At 70.2% G+C, this 14965-nt stretch carries 14 protein-coding genes; 8 read left to right on the forward strand and 6 right to left on the reverse strand.

Features of this window, described 5'->3' with window-relative positions; translation table 11 throughout:
* Positions 1 to 11: 11 nt before the first annotated feature.
* The 4 genes from ACWGKS_RS13600 to ACWGKS_RS13615 form a co-directional block, all read right to left on the reverse strand.
* Complete coding sequence (locus tag ACWGKS_RS13600; protein WP_358515241.1) at positions 12 to 1208, reverse strand: MFS transporter; 1197 nt, start codon at positions 1206 to 1208, stop codon at positions 12 to 14.
* Between the two features lie 77 nt (positions 1209 to 1285).
* A complete protein-coding gene (locus tag ACWGKS_RS13605) occupies positions 1286 to 2311 on the reverse strand; it encodes a hypothetical protein (RefSeq protein ID WP_452522754.1) in 1026 nt (341 codons plus the stop codon).
* Between the two features lie 68 nt (positions 2312 to 2379).
* A complete protein-coding gene (locus ACWGKS_RS13610; protein ID WP_358515261.1) occupies positions 2380 to 3423 on the reverse strand; it encodes a nitronate monooxygenase in 1044 nt (347 codons plus the stop codon).
* 68 nt (positions 3424 to 3491) lie between these two features.
* Entirely contained in the window at positions 3492 to 4745 is a 1254-nt protein-coding gene (locus ACWGKS_RS13615) for an MFS transporter (RefSeq protein ID WP_358515235.1), read from the reverse strand.
* 263 nt (positions 4746 to 5008) lie between these two features.
* Here ACWGKS_RS13615 and ACWGKS_RS13620 point away from each other — a divergent pair, with 263 nt between their 5' ends.
* Entirely contained in the window at positions 5009 to 5764 is a 756-nt protein-coding gene (locus tag ACWGKS_RS13620) for an SDR family oxidoreductase (RefSeq protein ID WP_358515232.1), read from the forward strand.
* Between the two features lie 173 nt (positions 5765 to 5937).
* Complete coding sequence (locus ACWGKS_RS13625) at positions 5938 to 7566, forward strand: AMP-binding protein (protein ID WP_452522757.1); 1629 nt, start codon at positions 5938 to 5940, stop codon at positions 7564 to 7566.
* 40 nt (positions 7567 to 7606) lie between these two features.
* On the opposite strand, the gene ACWGKS_RS13630 is transcribed toward ACWGKS_RS13625, so the two are convergent.
* Entirely contained in the window at positions 7607 to 7876 is a 270-nt protein-coding gene (locus ACWGKS_RS13630; protein WP_358515227.1) for an HPr family phosphocarrier protein, read from the reverse strand.
* A gap of 64 nt (positions 7877 to 7940) precedes the next feature.
* Positions 7941 to 8882 (reverse strand): 1-phosphofructokinase family hexose kinase, encoded by a 942-nt coding sequence (locus ACWGKS_RS13635; RefSeq protein WP_358515224.1) that lies wholly within the window; start codon positions 8880 to 8882, stop codon positions 7941 to 7943.
* Between the two features lie 286 nt (positions 8883 to 9168).
* Here ACWGKS_RS13635 and ACWGKS_RS13640 point away from each other — a divergent pair, with 286 nt between their 5' ends.
* From ACWGKS_RS13640 to ptsP, 6 genes are all read left to right on the forward strand, one after another.
* Entirely contained in the window at positions 9169 to 9930 is a 762-nt protein-coding gene (locus ACWGKS_RS13640; protein ID WP_452455467.1) for a DeoR/GlpR family DNA-binding transcription regulator, read from the forward strand.
* 60 nt (positions 9931 to 9990) lie between these two features.
* Positions 9991 to 11085, forward strand: coding sequence for a mannitol-specific PTS transporter subunit IIC (mtlA, locus tag ACWGKS_RS13645; RefSeq protein WP_452522760.1), 1095 nt, complete (start codon positions 9991 to 9993; stop codon positions 11083 to 11085).
* A gap of 66 nt (positions 11086 to 11151) precedes the next feature.
* Positions 11152 to 11460, forward strand: a complete 309-nt coding sequence (locus ACWGKS_RS13650) for a PTS lactose transporter subunit IIB (RefSeq protein ID WP_067604073.1) — start codon at positions 11152 to 11154, stop codon at positions 11458 to 11460.
* On the forward strand, positions 11450 to 11890 hold the full coding sequence (locus ACWGKS_RS13655; RefSeq protein ID WP_358513773.1) for a PTS sugar transporter subunit IIA: 441 nt from the start codon (positions 11450 to 11452) through the stop codon (positions 11888 to 11890). The genes ACWGKS_RS13650 and ACWGKS_RS13655 overlap by 11 nt, the downstream gene beginning before the upstream one ends.
* A 92-nt stretch (positions 11891 to 11982) precedes the next feature.
* Positions 11983 to 13023 carry a zinc-dependent dehydrogenase gene (locus tag ACWGKS_RS13660; RefSeq protein WP_358513771.1) on the forward strand — a complete coding sequence of 347 codons (1041 nt, stop codon included), beginning with the start codon at positions 11983 to 11985 and terminating at the stop codon, positions 13021 to 13023.
* A 176-nt stretch (positions 13024 to 13199) separates the two neighbouring features.
* Positions 13200 to 14930, forward strand: coding sequence for a phosphoenolpyruvate--protein phosphotransferase (gene ptsP, locus ACWGKS_RS13665; protein ID WP_358513769.1), 1731 nt, complete (start codon positions 13200 to 13202; stop codon positions 14928 to 14930).
* Positions 14931 to 14965: the final 35 nt, after the last annotated feature.

The raw sequence follows: 14965 nt of genomic DNA on the forward strand, positions 1-14965 counted from the left end.
GGCTGCCGTTTTCAATTGTTACCAAGTGGTAGGTCCGCCTTCGCGGTGCGTGACAGGAGCGGTACGCAGAGGAAGATCGCCAGGGCCATGCCGGTGAAGTAGACCGGGGCGGACAGGTCCAGAAGCACCCCGCCCAGGACGGGGCCGACGAAGAACCCCAGGTAACGCAGCTCGGACAGGCCGAAGTAGGTGCCCTTGCGGTCGTCGGTGGCGATGGCGTGGACCGCGATGTCCGGCAACGGCAGCAGGATCGCCTCGCCCAGGGTCCAGAACACGATGGCCACGTACAGCGCCACCACAGCGCTCGTCCCCAGCCATACGAAGGCGAACGCCACCGCGAAGCACGCACAGCCCGCCGTCACCAGCGGGCCCTGGGGCAGACGTTCGGACAGCCGGATCACCAGAGGCTGCACCAACAACGCCAGCACGGCGTTGACCACCAGCAACGACGCGAACAGGTACTCCGTCCGGTCCCCGTAGGTCCCCTTCATGTACAGCGGGATCGCCGTGTCCATCTGGGAGAACACCAGGAAGACCACCGCGCCGGCGCCGATCGCGGCCAGGAGCAGCGGATCGCGCAGGGCCGCGGTCCAGGCGGAGCCGGCACCACCGGAGGACGGGGAGTCCAGGCGTGCCAACTCGTCGCCACGAACGACCATCACCGCCAGGTACAGGGCGAAGAAGGCGGCGGGCACCAGGAAGAACGCCGTCGGGCTCGCGTGGTAGAGCAAACCGCCCACGGCGGGGCCGACGATCGCGCCCAGGCACAGGGTGATGTAGCGGACCCGGAAGATCCGCCCGTCGCCGGTGTCGGCCAGCGACAGCAGCTTCTTCATGCTCGGTTCGACCATCGTGCGTCCCACGCCCAGGCACAGGAACAGGGCGATGATGGCGACCGGCGCGGTGACGAAGGCCAGCGCGACGTAGACCAGGACGTTCGAGAGCAGTCCCAGCCGCATCAGCCGGACCGTGCCGAAGCGGTCGGCGAGCATCCCGCCGGCCAGGCCGCCCAGCGCCGCGATCATGGCGATACCACCGACCACCGCCCCGATACCCGCGGTCGGCAGGTCCGTGCGGTCGGCGAGGTAGAGCGCCGCGAACGGCAGGGCGGCGAAGAACGCCATCGAGTTGAGCAGGGCGCCCAACACGAGGGTGCGTTCGTCGCGACTGAATCGCCAGGGGGACTCGCGGGTGTTCGTCGGGGGCACCGCGCCGCCTTCCGGAAGTGGGGGAGGCGGCGACCGTACCCCGCACCACCGACAATCCGACCGGAAACCGGGGGAGGTCAGGGCAGTGACACCCTCGCGAGATCCCCCATGCCGGTGAGTCGCAGAGAGGGCACCTCGGCCAGACACGCGAGCAGGTGCGAGCGTTGTTCCACCCATCGTTCGCGCAGGTCCGGGACGAAGTGATGCCAGACGGGGCCGTCGAACCCCGACTCGGCGTGGCCCGCCAGGTCGCTCGGGGCGGGACGGGAGGGGGTGAGTTCGGTGGGACCCGGACCGATGGAGGGGTAGAGGACCGCACGCACGGGGACGGTCGTGCCGGGCGCCGCATTGGCGAAACGCTCCCGGAAGGGGCCGGGGTCCACCGCGTATTTGCCGAGGGGAGAGAACGCGTGTCCCTCGGGTTCGTTCACGGCGCCGGCGATCTCCGCCAGCCCCGGATACTTGACGATGGTCCCGTAGCCCAGGTGTGGGTAGTCCGGCCATCCCGACACCAGCGGCGCCCCGTCCGGACCGGGACGCACCACCGTCTTGTCGCCGCTCAGGACCTCGAAACCGTGATGCTCCACCAGCTCCAGCAAGATCGTGCTCTTTCCAGCGCCCTTGGCCCCCACGACCAGCACTGCCTCACCATCGCGGTGGGCGGCGGTGGCGTGCAGGACCGACGCGCCCCGGTTCTCCTGGTCGCGCAGCACCAGTTCACGGAGCAATTCCACCGGTTCCAGGCCTGTACCGGGGGTGACGGTGACGTCGACGCGCCGTTCTTCGCGGTCGAACACGAAGCGCGTGCCGCTGCGGACGCACTCCACGTACTCGCGTCCCTTCGAAGACGCCAACTTGGCGGGGATGGTGAAGAAATCGCTCGCGCTGCGCCGGACGAACCCCTCCGACCAGGTGACGTCGGCCGGAGGCGTACGTGTCGGGGACGCGTGCACGTACAGCGTGGCCAAGGGCTCGGGGCCCTGGTCCGGGGTCGGAGCGATGGTGAGGTGGGTGCCGAGGAATCGCAGTGTCGGCTCCAGGTCCGTGCCGGGGGCGAACCGTAGATCCACGTGGGAGTCGAGGTAGGTCAGTCGCAGGTTCACACGGCGAACCTACCGGGGTCACCCGGTGCCGTGAGGAGGTGGTGAGGACGTCGGGGGTCCCGTGCGGGTCAGAGGGAGGCGCCCGCCTGGATCGCCTCATCACGCAGCACCGTCACCAGTTCGCCCGCCGGCGACTCCCGTGCCCGCCGGAACCCGGTCCCCGCCCACAACGCCATCCCCTCGGGGTCGGCGGCCCGGGTCGCGGCGGCGCGCAGTGGCTTGGTCATGTGGTGCACCTGTGGGTAGGCGCAGGGGGCATCGCGGTGGTCGAGGATGAAGCGGTTGGTCAGCCCCCGCGCCGGTCGGCCGGTGAACGCACACGTCAGTGAGGTCTCGGTGAAGTCGGGGTCGGCGAGCGCGGCCTTGTGGACCGGCTGCGTGCCGCTCTCCGGGCAACGTAGGAACGCCGTGCCCGACTGGGCGGCGGCCGCTCCGGAGGTCAGGACCGCGGCGACATCGGCACCGTCCATGATCCCGCCGGCGGCGATCACCGGGACGTCCACCGCACGCACCACGTCTGGCAACAGCTCGGCCAACGGGCGGTCCCCACCATGGGCGGGGTCGAAGACGGCGCGGTGGCCGCCCGCCTCCACGCCCTGGGCGCACACACCGTCGGCGCCCCGGGCCACGGCGGTGAGGGCCTCCGCCACGGTGGTGACGGTGACGACGGTCGCCGACCCCACCGCGCGCAGCCGGGTCAGGACCTCCTCGGAAGGGCAACCGAACGTGAAGCTCACGACGGGTACCCGGGCCTCGACCAGCAGGTCGACCTTGGCGTCCCAGTCATCGTCGTCGTAGCGGGCCGGTCCCACCTCCACACCCAGACGCCCGGACTCCTCCGCCAGCTCGGAGCGGTAGGCGGCCAGTTCGTCGTCGCACTCCGGAGACCGAGAGGGGGAGGGGACGAACAGATTGGCCGCGAACACCTGGGTCCCCAGCCCGCGCACCTCGGCGATCCGAGCGCCGAACGCGTCGGCGGTCAGATATCCGGCCGGCAGCGACCCCAGGCCGCCGGCGGCGCTCACCGCGGCCACCAGGTCCGGGGTGGTGGCGCCCCCGGCCATCGGCGCCTGGACGATCGGACGTTCCCCGCACAACCGCGACAGATCCATCATCACTCACTTCCTCCACGTCGATCGCCCGCAGATTATCAAGGTGGCGAATGGGTGATTCGTGCGGGTCATGAACTCTCGGGTTCACTATTTCTGTCGGAATCTTCCATTTTCGTCTCGGTGAATTCCGTGGACTCCGGGAAAAGGCGGACCAGGGTGAGTGAGACGACCCCACCGACGACGGATCCCAAAGCCATGATGGTGACCGCTGTGGGAATCCCCCAAAGATCCCACAGCCAGCCGAAACTGAAACTGGTCGCGACACCGGCCAACATGGCCAGGGTCGATATCGTGGAGAACATGGTGTTGCGGTCGGCGTCGGTGAACATCAGTTGGCACCAGATCCCCGTCACCACGCCCGCGAGGCCGATGAGGAACTCGGCCGCGACCAGGCCGACGATCAACGGGACCACGTCGTGCGCGGCCAACACCACGGGAAGTCCGATCGCCATGACCGACAGCGGGCCCCACACGTGAGGTCGGCGCGGGTGCACCCAACGCGCGGCGGCCGCCCCCGCCGCCAGGGACAACGTCATCACCAGCAGGAACAGACCGTTGAGGTGGACGTCCTGCCCGAAACGCTCCAGCAGCATCGGCTGCCAGGAAGCCACCAACAGCACCGTCGCCGACATGGCGCCCATGGCCAACGCCACCATCGGGGCGAAGCGCCGGCTGAGCACCTGGGAGACCGACTCCAGCACGAGCACACCGATCCGCCGGTCCGGTCGTCCAGGAGTGTCGGGGAAACTCAACGGTGTCAGGGCCGCGAGGGACAACATCAGCAGACCACCGCAGGCCACCAGTGGACCCGCGGGCAGCCACGCACCCGCCACCATCACCAGGGCGGCGCCGAGTGCCGAACCGACCCGGCCGGACAGGGCTCCCACACGAACGATCCGCGCGATCCGGGCGGTCCGGTCCCGGGCATCGACCCGGTTGATCAGGATCGCGCTCATGGTGCCCGAGTGCAGCGCGTAACCGACGGTGCCTAAACACATGCCCACCAGGGTCAGGGGCAGGGTCGGTGCGGCGCCGACGAGCATGAATCCGGCGCTCCAACCGAGCAGGCCGATGAACAACAACCTCCGGTGTCCGTAGCGGTCGCCCAGTGCCCCGCTCGGCGCCTCCATGAGGAGACCGACCAGGTTGGCGCCGGCCATGATCGACCCCACCATCCATGGTTCCGCGCCGCGCCCCAGGAAAATCGTGACGAAGACCGCACCGTAAACGAAGTCGGCGAGGGATGTGCCGAGTGAGTACACGGTGAATCGTCGAAGTAGTGACCGTTCTCCGGGCGGTGCAGGATATTCTGTTTCGGCCATGGGCGTTCTTCCCAAGCGGTGGAATTGCAGCGGAGGATGAATTCCGCCGAAAATACCATGGTGTTTCGCCCGGGGCCACGGGTTATTTCGCGTCCTCGGTCCGGATGGATCAGCCCCGGTGCGCGAGGTAGAGGCGGATCACGGCAGCGAGGTCGTCCAGGTCGTCCGGATCCTCTGGCACGGTGGCGCGGGTCCTCCCGTTCGGCGACCCACCCGCCCGGATACGCTCGGCGCGACAACGTCAGTCCTGGGGAGGAACCAACATGACAGCGACCGCGGTCGTCACCGGAGCCAGCAGCGGGATCGGCGCGGCCACCGCTCGCGGACTCGCCGCCGAGGGCTACGAGGTGGTCCTGGTCGCCCGTCGCGCCGACCGGATCGAGGCCCTGGCCGAAGAGATCACCGAGGCCGGCCGGGTCGCGCGGGCACAGGTCCTCGACGTCACCGACCGGGCCGCCGTCGATGCCTTCGCCGAGGCACTGGGCTCCTGCGACGTGCTCGTCAACAACGCGGGCGGCGCGATCGGCACGGAGACGGTGGCCACCGGCGACCCCGCCGACTGGCGGCGGATGTACGAGGTCAACGTCCTGGGCGTGCTCAACATGACCCAGGCCCTGCTGCCCAAGCTCATCGCGAGCGGGGACGGCACCGTCCTCCTGGTCTCCTCGGTGGCCGGGCACGTCGTCTACGAGGGCGGCGGCGGTTACGTGGCGGCCAAGCACGGCGCGCACACCCTGGCGGCCACGCTCCGCCTGGAACTGGTCGGGGAACCGGTCCGGGTGCTGGAAGTGGCCCCCGGCATGGTCAAGACCGAGGAGTTCTCGCTCAACCGCCTGCGTGGCGACAAGGAGGGCGCCGACGCCGTCTACGAGGGCGTCCCCGACCCGCTGTCCGCGGAGGACGTCGCCGACACCATCGTGTGGGCGATCACCCGCCCCTCGCACGTCAACATCGACCTGTTGGTGCTCCGCCCCCGCGCCCAGGCCGCCCAGCACAAGGTCCACCGGGTCAAGGAGTAGACCGGCGCTCCGGTTGCGGGGGCCTTCCCACCGGACACCGGTGGGAAGGCCCCCGACGTGCTTCACAGGCACCCGACCCTCGTGATACGTGTGATCCGGCGCACATGACCACAAAGGTGACGACGAGTCCCCGGTCATGGCGTCCTCCGTCTCTCACATCCAGGAGTCCGGACTTGAGTACAACCGAACCCCGACCGAGTTACGCCTCCGGAACGTCGACCACACCCTTGCTCGGCGACACGATCGGCGTGAACCTGGCGCGTACCGTCGCCGCCCATCCCGACCAGGACGCGCTGATCGACCGGCCCGCCGGGCTCCGGCTCACCTACCGGGAGTTCGACGCCGAGGTCGACCGCGTCGCCCTCGGCCTGCTCGCCCTCGGAGTGGTCAAGGGCGACCGCGTGGGGATCTGGTCCCCGAACCGCGCGGAGTGGGTCCTCATCCAGTACGCCACGGCGCGGATCGGCTCGGTACTGGTCAACATCAACCCCGCCTACCGGACCCACGAACTGGAGTACGTCCTCCAGCAGTCGGGGACCTCCGTCCTGGTCGCCGCGCCCTCCTTCAAGACCTCCGACTACGCGGGCATGATCGAGGAGGTGCGCGGCAAGTGCCCGGACCTGCGCGAGGTCTTGCTCTTCGGCGGGGCCGGCTGGGACTCCCTGCTCGAAGCGGGCGGTCGCGGTGATCGGTCGCGACTGGCCGAGGTGGAGGCGACCCTGTCCCCGGACGACCCGGTCAACATCCAGTACACGTCGGGCACCACCGGGTTCCCCAAGGGCGCGACCCTGTCCCACCACAACATCCTCAACAACGGATTCTCCGTGGGAGAGCTGCTGGGGTACACCGAACGGGATCGAATCGCGATTCCGGTGCCGTTCTACCACTGCTTCGGCATGGTGATGGCGAATCTCGCGGCCACCAGTCACGGGTCCTGCATGGTCATCCCCGGGCCCGGATTCGACCCGGCGGCCTCGCTGGAGGCGGTCCAGGCCGAACGCTGCACCTCGCTGTACGGGGTCCCCGCCATGTTCATCGCCGAGCTCGCCCTGCCCGACTTCGACGACTACGACCTGTCCTCGCTGCGCACCGGCATCATGGCCGGCTCGCCCTGCCCGGCGGAGATCATGCGCAAGGTCATCGACCGGATGGGCATGTCCGAGGTCTCCATCTGCTACGGCATGACCGAGACCTCTCCGGTGAGCACCCAGACCCGGCGGGACGACTCGTTGGAACGCCGCGTGTCCACGGTGGGCCGCGTCGGCCCACACCTGGAGGTCAAGGTGATCGACCCGGGGTCCGGGGTCACCGTCCCGCGCGGCGTCCCGGGCGAGCTGTGCACCCGCGGCTACTCGGTGATGCTCGGGTACTGGAACGAGCCGGAGAAGACCGCCGAGGCCATCGACTCGGGACGCTGGATGCACACCGGCGACCTCGCCGTCATGGACGAGGACGGGTACGTGAGCATCACCGGCCGGATCAAGGACATGGTGATCCGCGGTGGGGAGAACGTCTACCCGCGCGAGATCGAGGAACTCCTCCACACCCACCCCGACCTCTTGGACGCCCAGGTCATCGGGGTCCCGGACGAACGGTACGGCGAGGAGCTCATGGTGTGGGTCCGCATGCGGGACGGGGCCGATCCGTTGACCGTCGAGTCACTGCGGGCCTTCTGCGAGGGGCGTATCGCCCACTACAAGATCCCGCGTTACGTCCACGTGGTGGACGAGTTCCCGATGACGGTGACCGGCAAGGTGCGCAAGGTCCAGATGCGCGAGGAGGCCATCCGCCTCCTCGGGTGACGCGGCGGGCCCCTCACCGTCGGGTGAGGGGCCCACGCGCCTATTTCGGGTCGAGTTCCTTGCCGAGTAGCTCCACGAGGCCGTCCAGCGCCTCGTCCGCGCCCTCGGCGTCGCAGGTCAGGGTGACGGTCTCCCCATGAGAGGCCCCCATGGACATCACGGCGAGGACACTGCGCGCGTCCACCTCCTTGTGTCCCTCGCGGGAGATCATCACGGGCAGGCCGGTCTCGTTGACGGCCTGCACGAACAGGGCCGCGGGGCGGGCGTGCAGGCCCAGCTGGGAGCCGATGGCTACGGTGCGTTCGGACATGTCGGTCCTCGGGGTCTCGTGGTTCGTGGCCGGTGGTCGGGTGTTCATGGCCGCCGATGGGTGGTCAGAGCTTGTCGATCCGCCACAGGGGGTCGGGTCCGGTCATCGAGACGATGCCGTCGTCGGTCACGTCTTCGGGGCGGGGGACGGTGGTCCCCGGCAGGGACACGGCGGCGGTGCCCCAGGCCACGGCCCGACGCAGCCGTTCCTCGGGGGTGCCCTCAAGGGCGAGGAAACCGGCCAGCGCGCTGTCACCCGCGCCCACGGTACTCCGGGTGCGTACCCGGGGTCCCCTGGCCCACAACACTTGCCCGGCGTCCACGTACAGGGCCCCGTGTCCGCCGAGGGTGACCAGGGCGGCGCCGTTCCCCCCGGCGAGGACCTCGCGCGCCGCGCCGGTGACCTCCCCGATGGTCGTCGGCGTGCGGCCGACCAGGCCGGACAGCTCCTCCAGGTTGGGCTTGAGCAGTTCCACCGAACCCGCACGCGCCGCGGATTCGAGTGGGGCGCCCGAGGTGTCCAGCGCGAGCGGTACCCCGTGGCCGGCGGCGAGTTCGGCCACTCGAACGTAGAGGTCGTCGGGGGCGCCCACGGGCAGGCTTCCGCTGGCCACCATCCAGTCGGGACCCTTGGCGAGTTCGTCCTCCACGGCTCGGAGCAGGGCCCGGACCTCGGCGGGGGAGAGCGTGGGGCCCGCGGCGTTGAGCTTGGTGGTGGTGCCGTCGGACTCGGTGACGGCGAAGTTGCCGCGGGTCTCGCCCTCGATGGGGACGGTGACCCGGGGCAGGCCACCGAGGAGGGCGGTGAGTTCGGCGCCGCCGCCCCCGCCGACGGGAAGGATCGCGCGGGTGTCGACGCCCGCTTCGAGCAGGGCTCGGGCGACGTTGACGCCCTTGCCGCCGGCCTGGGCGCGTGTGGCGCGTATCCGCACGACCTCGCCTCGGACGAGGCCGTCGACCTCAAGAGTGTGGTCGACGCTCGGATTCGGGGTGAGGGTCAGGATCATGGGAGCTCTTTTCGAGGGGTGGGGCTGCCCGGCCTGCGTGTGGGGATGGTTTTGATTATGTGTGTTTGCCTGCGCCTGTCAACAGCGTGCGATGTGGTGGGGGAAGGATGGGGGGTCGGGCGGGAGTGCCCCTGTGTGCTGTGATGGCCAAGGTGGTTGACCAGAGTTTTCCTGAAATGGCGCGATCATCGTGAGTGCTGGGATATTGGGTGGAGATACCCCTTGTGTGTCCCACGCAACACGATTATGCTCACCCAAAACCACACCGAAACACAGGTGATCCCACATGTATGCGGAAGAGCGCCAGCAGGTGATCCTCGAACGCGCCCGCCGTGACGGCCGGGTCGACGTCACGGGGCTCGCCTCGGAGTTCGACGTCACCTACGAGACCATCCGCCGCGACCTCACCGCCCTCGAACGGCACGGGGTCCTGCGCAGGGTCCACGGCGGCGCGATCCCCGTCGAGCGTCTGGGTTTCGAACCCACGCTCAACGTGCGCGACTCCGTCATGACAGAGGAGAAGGAACGGATCGCCAAGGCGGCGCTGGCCGAACTCCCCGAGGAGGGCGCGGTCCTCCTCGACGCGGGCTCCACCACCGGCCGCATGGCCGAACAGCTGCCCACGGACCGGGAGCTCATCGTCGTCACCAACTCCCTCTCCATCGCCCTCACCCTCACCACCCGCCCCAACATCAACCTCATGTTGCTCGGCGGCCGGCTACGGAACCGGACCCAGGCAAGCGTCGACGCCTGGGCCCTACGATCCCTCGCCGAGTCCTACGTCGACGTCGCCTTCATGGCCGCCAACGGAGTGTCCGTCGAACGCGGGCTCACCACCCCCGACCCGGCCGAGGCCGAGGTCAAGCGGGCCATGATCGCCTCCGCCCGACGCGCAGTCCTGCTCGCCGACCACACCAAGGTCGGCAACGACCACTTCGCCCGTTTCGCCAACGTCGAGGACCTCGACCTGATCGTCACCGACGACAAACTCGCCGATGGTCTGGCCGACGAACTGGAGTCGGCGGGACCGGCGGTCCAAGTGGTCTGACCCCACACCGTCCACTCCTCGGCGGGCCACCACCGCCGCACCTCTCAGGAGGTTCCCCCCATGTCCACCCAGCAGAGCGAGAGCCGATTCGCCTCGGTCCGCTCCGGAGTCCAACGCTTCGGCGGCTTCCTCGCGGGCATGGTCATGCCCAACATCGGCGCCTTCATCGCCTGGGGCCTGATCACCGCGCTGTTCATCCCCGACGGCTGGTGGCCCAACGAACACCTCGCCCAGCTCGTCGACCCGATGATCGCCTACCTGTTGCCGCTGCTCATCGGCTACACCGGCGGTCACCTGGTCTACGACAAGCGCGGTGGTGTCGTCGGCGCGATCGCGACCATCGGTGTCATCGTCTCCGCGGACATCCCGATGTTCCTCGGCGCCATGGTCGTCGGACCGCTCACCGCCTACCTGATGAAGCAGTTCGACCGTGTCGCCCAGCCGCGCACGCCGTCCGGCTTCGAGATGCTCGTCAACAACTTCAGCGCCGGAATCCTCGGCGGTGTCATGGCGGGCCTGGGGCTGTACGCCATCGGCCCGGTCGTGACCGCCGTCGCCGGCTGGCTGGGCTCCGGGGTCCAGTTCCTCATCGACATGTCACTGCTGCCGCTGGTGTCGTTGATCGTGGAACCCGCCAAGATCCTCTTCCTGAACAACGCCATCAACCACGGTGTCCTCGGCCCCCTGGGCGTGGCCCGAGTGGCCGAGCAGGGCAAGGCGATCGAGTTCCTCGTCGAGACCAGTCCCGGCCCCGGCCTGGGCATCCTGTTGGCCTGCATGCTGTTCGGCCCCAAGCTCAGCCGGGCCACCGCCCCGGGCGCGATCGTCATCCACTTCCTCGGCGGCATCCACGAGATCTACTTCCCGTACATCCTCGCCCAGCCCAAGCTCCTCCTGGCCGTGATCGGCGGAGGCATGTCCGGCGTGACCACCTTCATGCTCCTCGACGCCGGACTCGTCGCCACCCCGGCACCGGGCAGCATCATCGCCCTGATGGCGGTCACCCCGCGCGGCGACCACATCGCGGTCCTCGCCGGTGTCCTCGTCGGTACGGTCGTCTCGTTCCTCATCGCCTCGGCCCTACTCGGATTCGGGCGCGCCGAACGCAAGGCCGAACGCGAGGCCGCCGCGGCGGCGGAGACCAAGGACGCCTAGCCGTCCGTCCGGGCCCATCCGGGCCGCAAGACCACCCCCAGTCCAGGTTCAGCACAGGAGGGCCACATGGCCACCATCGAAGGATCCGCCGTCAAGAAGGTCGTCGTCGCCTGCGACGCCGGCATGGGCAGCAGCGTCCTGCTCACCACCCAGCTCAAGAAGACCCTCGCCCCCTACGACGTCACCGTGGAGCACTCCCCGGTGGACCGCGTCCCCGACGACGCCGACCTCGTGCTCTGCCACTCCGGCCTGGTCGCCCGGGCCCGGACCCGCGTGCCCGACACCGTCGTCATCGGTTTCCAGATGTTCCTCGGCGACCCCGTGTTCACCAAGGTGGAGGCGGCCATCCGGGACGGTGGGACCCTTGGCGACTGATCTCGTCCTCAACGCGGACGCCGTCCGGCTCGGCCGCACCGCCCGCGACCGCGCCGACGCCATCGACCAGTGCGGCGCCCTGCTGGTGGAGTTGGGCGCGGTCGACCCCGGATACGTGAGCGCGATGCACGAACGGGAGGCCTCCATCCCCACCTTCGTGGGCGAGGGCGTGGCCATCCCGCACGGCACCGACGCCTCCCGCGTCCTCGTACGCAAGGCGGCGCTCGCCGTCGTCCAGTTCCCCGAGGGGGTCGACTGGGACGGTCCCACCGTGCACGTGGCCATCGGCATCGCCGCGTCGGGCGAGGAACACCTGCGGGTGCTGTCCTCCCTGGCCGGGGTCCTCACCGACCCCGAAAGGGCGGCGCGGCTCCGGTCGGCGGAGGACCCCGACGAGGTCCTCGAACTGCTCGCCCCCGCCGCGGGCTGATCACCGCGTACCCCCGGTGGACCCGTGCCACCGCTTCCTCGAACGGTCGGGGGCGGACACCCCGCCCCCGACCCCACAAGAAAGGCCCCACCATGCTCGTCGCCCGTTTCTACGCCCCCGGGGACATCCGCCTGGAACAGGCGCCCGAACCCACGCCGGGGGCGGGGCAGCTCAAGATCGCCGTCGCCAACTGCTCCACCTGCGGCACCGACGTCAAGATCTCCCGACACGGTCACCACCACATCCGTCCGCCCCGGGTGATCGGACACGAGATCTCCGGTCGGATCGTGGAGGTCGGCGAGGGGGTCACCGGCTGGTCGGAGGGGGACCGGGTACAGGTCATCGCCGCCATCCCGTGCGGCACCTGCGTGGAGTGCGCCGACGGCCGGTTCACGGTGTGCTCGCGCCAGGAGTCCATGGGCTACCACTACGACGGCGGGTTCGCCGAGTACATGATCATCCCCGAGGCGGTGCTGGCCGTGGACGGCGTCAACCGGGTGCCCGACAACGTCTCCCTCGCCGAGGCGTCCGTGGCCGAACCCCTCGCCTGCGTGCTCAACGGTCAGGAGATCGCCGGGGTCGGCGAGGGCGACAAGGTGGTGGTGATCGGCGCCGGACCCATCGGCTGTCTGCACGTCCGTCTGGCCCGGGCCAAGGGCGCCTCCGAGGTGTACCTGGTGGACCTGAACCGGGGTCGCCTGGACATGTCCGCCGAACTGGTGCGTCCCGACGCCGCGATCTGCGGGTCGGACACCGACGCCGTCGCCGAGGTGCTGAAGCTGACCGGCGACCGGGGCGCGGACCTGGTCATCACCGCGGCCGCGTCCGGCAAGGCCCAGGAGGACGCGGTGCGGATGGTGGCGCGCAGCGGCCGGATCAGCCTTTTCGGTGGGCTGCCCAAGGACGCGCCGATCATCGCGCTGGACGCCAACGCGGTCCACTACCGGGAGCTCTCGATCTTCGGGGCCAACGGCTCCAGCCCCGAACACAACAAGCGCGCCCTCGACCTCATCTCCACCGGGGCGGTGCCGGTCGCCGACCTCATCACCGAACGAATGCCGCTGGCCGACGTGCACAAGGCGATCGAGACGGTCGCGGCGGGCACCGCGGTCAAGGTGACCATCGAGCCCTGACCGTTCCGGGAGACACCCACGCCCGGCCCCGGTAGGCGCGCACGCCGGCCCCTGCCCGGTTATCCACAGATTCGGGATCGGGGCCGGCGCCGGCGCCGTTTTCGGGGTTGGCTGGACCCGACGGATCATCGTCCCCACCATCACAGCCGGCCCCCATCAGTCGCAGGAGAGCACACATGGCGCAGACGGAACCCGTCCAGAACCCGGCCTCCGGCCCCGCCCCCGAGGGCCCGCTCAAGGGCATCGCCGCCGGGCCGGGCGCCGCGGTGGCGCCCGTCGCCCGGATGGCCGACCCGCCCGCCCTGCCCGCGCACGAACCCGTGGTCGACGATCCGGCGGCGGAGGAGGGCGCCGCCCTCGCCGCCCTGGACGAGGTGGGCGCGGAACTGGACGCGCGGGCGGCCGACGTCGAGGGCGAGGCCGCCGCGGTGCTGACCACCCTGGCGATGATGGCCCGAGACCCCGACCTGCGTAGGCAGATCGGCGAGCTCGCCCGGGGAGGTCGCCCGGCGGCCTGGGCGGTCCATACGGCGTGCGGCCGCTACCAGGAGCTTCTGCTCGCGGCCGGAGGGTACCTGGCCGAACGCGCCGCCGACCTGGCCGACATCCGGGACAGGGCGGTGGCGGTGTTGCTCGGACTCCCGATGCCGGGCCTGCCCGATCCCGGACATCCGTACGTGTTGGTCGCCCGGGACCTCGCGCCGGCCGATACGGTGCGGCTCGACCCGGCGAGGGTGAAGGCCATCGTCACCCGACTGGGCGGTCCCACCAGCCACACCGTGATCCTGGCCCGCTCCCTGGGTCTGCCCGCGGTGGTGGGCTGCTCGGGAGCGGAACACCTGGTGGACGGTGTGACGGTGGCGGTGGACGGCGACGCGGGCACCGTCGAGGTGGACCCGGACACCGAGGTCGTCGAGCGTATCCAGGGGCGGGCCGAACGCCGCCGGATCCTGCTGGCCGAGTCCGGTGGGCCGGGCCGTACCGCCGACGGTGTGCCGATCGCGTTGCTGCTCAACGCGGGCGAGGGCGACCCGGACGAGGCCGGCGCGCACGACAGCGAGGGGATCGGGCTGTTGCGCACCGAGTTCCTCTTCCTCGACCGGGCGGAGCCACCCACGGTGGCCGAGCAGACCGAGGCCTACACCCGGTTGTTCCGGGCCTTCGCCGGTCGGGTGGTGACGGTGCGGACCCTGGACGCGGGTTCGGACAAGCCCCTGGAGTTCGCGCCGACGGGTGAGGAGGCCAACCCGGCCCTGGGCGTGCGCGGGTTCCGTACGTCGAGGCTTCACCCACGGCTGCTCACCGACCAGCTCACCGCGATCTCCGCGGCCGAACACGCGGCCGCCGCCGACGGGGCCTCCGCCCGGGTCCGGGTGATGGCTCCGATGGTCTCCACCCCGGCGGAGGCGGGCGAGTTCGCCGAACTGGCGAGATCGGCCGGGATCACCGAGGTCGGTGTGATGGTGGAGGTGCCGGCCGCCGCGCTGTTGGCCGACCGGCTGCTGCGCCGTGTGGACTTCGTGTCGATCGGCACCAACGACCTGGCGCAGTACACCATGGGGGCCGACCGGACTCTGGAGAGCCTGCCGGAGCTGCTGGACCCATGGCAGCCGTCGCTGTTGCACCTGCTGGCCAAGGTGGGGCGGGCGGGGGAGGCGCTGGGCCAACCCGTGGGGGTGTGCGGTGAGGCCGCGGCCGACCCACTGCTCGCCGTGGTGCTGGTGGGTCTCGGGGCGACCAGCCTGTCCATGGCGTCCCCGGCGCTGCCCGCGGTGCGCTACGTCCTGTCCCGGCACACGCATGCCGAGTGCCGACGCCTGGCCGAGCTGGCCCTGGCGGCCGAGGACCCGGAGCGGGCCAGGAAGGTGGTGCGCGAGGCGGCGCATCCGGAGGCCCTACGGCTCTGACCCGAGGGGTCGTGTTCCGCGAACACGACCCTGCC

The sequence above is a fragment of the Nocardiopsis sp. NPDC055879 genome, from assembly GCF_053615935.1.

What these genes read in the sequence shown, in the direction of transcription:
- ACWGKS_RS13610 (WP_358515261.1), bottom strand. Translation starts at nt 3,423, where the DNA reads ATGGATCTGTCGCGGTTGTGCGGGGAACGTCCGATCGTCCAGGCGCCG.
- ACWGKS_RS13615 (WP_358515235.1), bottom strand. Translation starts at nt 4,745, where the DNA reads ATGGCCGAAACAGAATATCCTGCACCGCCCGGAGAACGGTCACTACTT.
- ACWGKS_RS13620 (WP_358515232.1), top strand. Translation starts at nt 5,009, where the DNA reads ATGACAGCGACCGCGGTCGTCACCGGAGCCAGCAGCGGGATCGGCGCG.
- ACWGKS_RS13630 (WP_358515227.1), bottom strand. Translation starts at nt 7,876, where the DNA reads ATGTCCGAACGCACCGTAGCCATCGGCTCCCAGCTGGGCCTGCACGCC.
- ACWGKS_RS13635 (WP_358515224.1), bottom strand. Translation starts at nt 8,882, where the DNA reads ATGATCCTGACCCTCACCCCGAATCCGAGCGTCGACCACACTCTTGAG.
- ACWGKS_RS13640 (WP_452455467.1), top strand. Translation starts at nt 9,169, where the DNA reads ATGTATGCGGAAGAGCGCCAGCAGGTGATCCTCGAACGCGCCCGCCGT.
- mtlA (WP_452522760.1), top strand. Translation starts at nt 9,991, where the DNA reads ATGTCCACCCAGCAGAGCGAGAGCCGATTCGCCTCGGTCCGCTCCGGA.
- ACWGKS_RS13650 (WP_067604073.1), top strand. Translation starts at nt 11,152, where the DNA reads ATGGCCACCATCGAAGGATCCGCCGTCAAGAAGGTCGTCGTCGCCTGC.
- ACWGKS_RS13660 (WP_358513771.1), top strand. Translation starts at nt 11,983, where the DNA reads ATGCTCGTCGCCCGTTTCTACGCCCCCGGGGACATCCGCCTGGAACAG.
- ptsP (WP_358513769.1), top strand. Translation starts at nt 13,200, where the DNA reads ATGGCGCAGACGGAACCCGTCCAGAACCCGGCCTCCGGCCCCGCCCCC.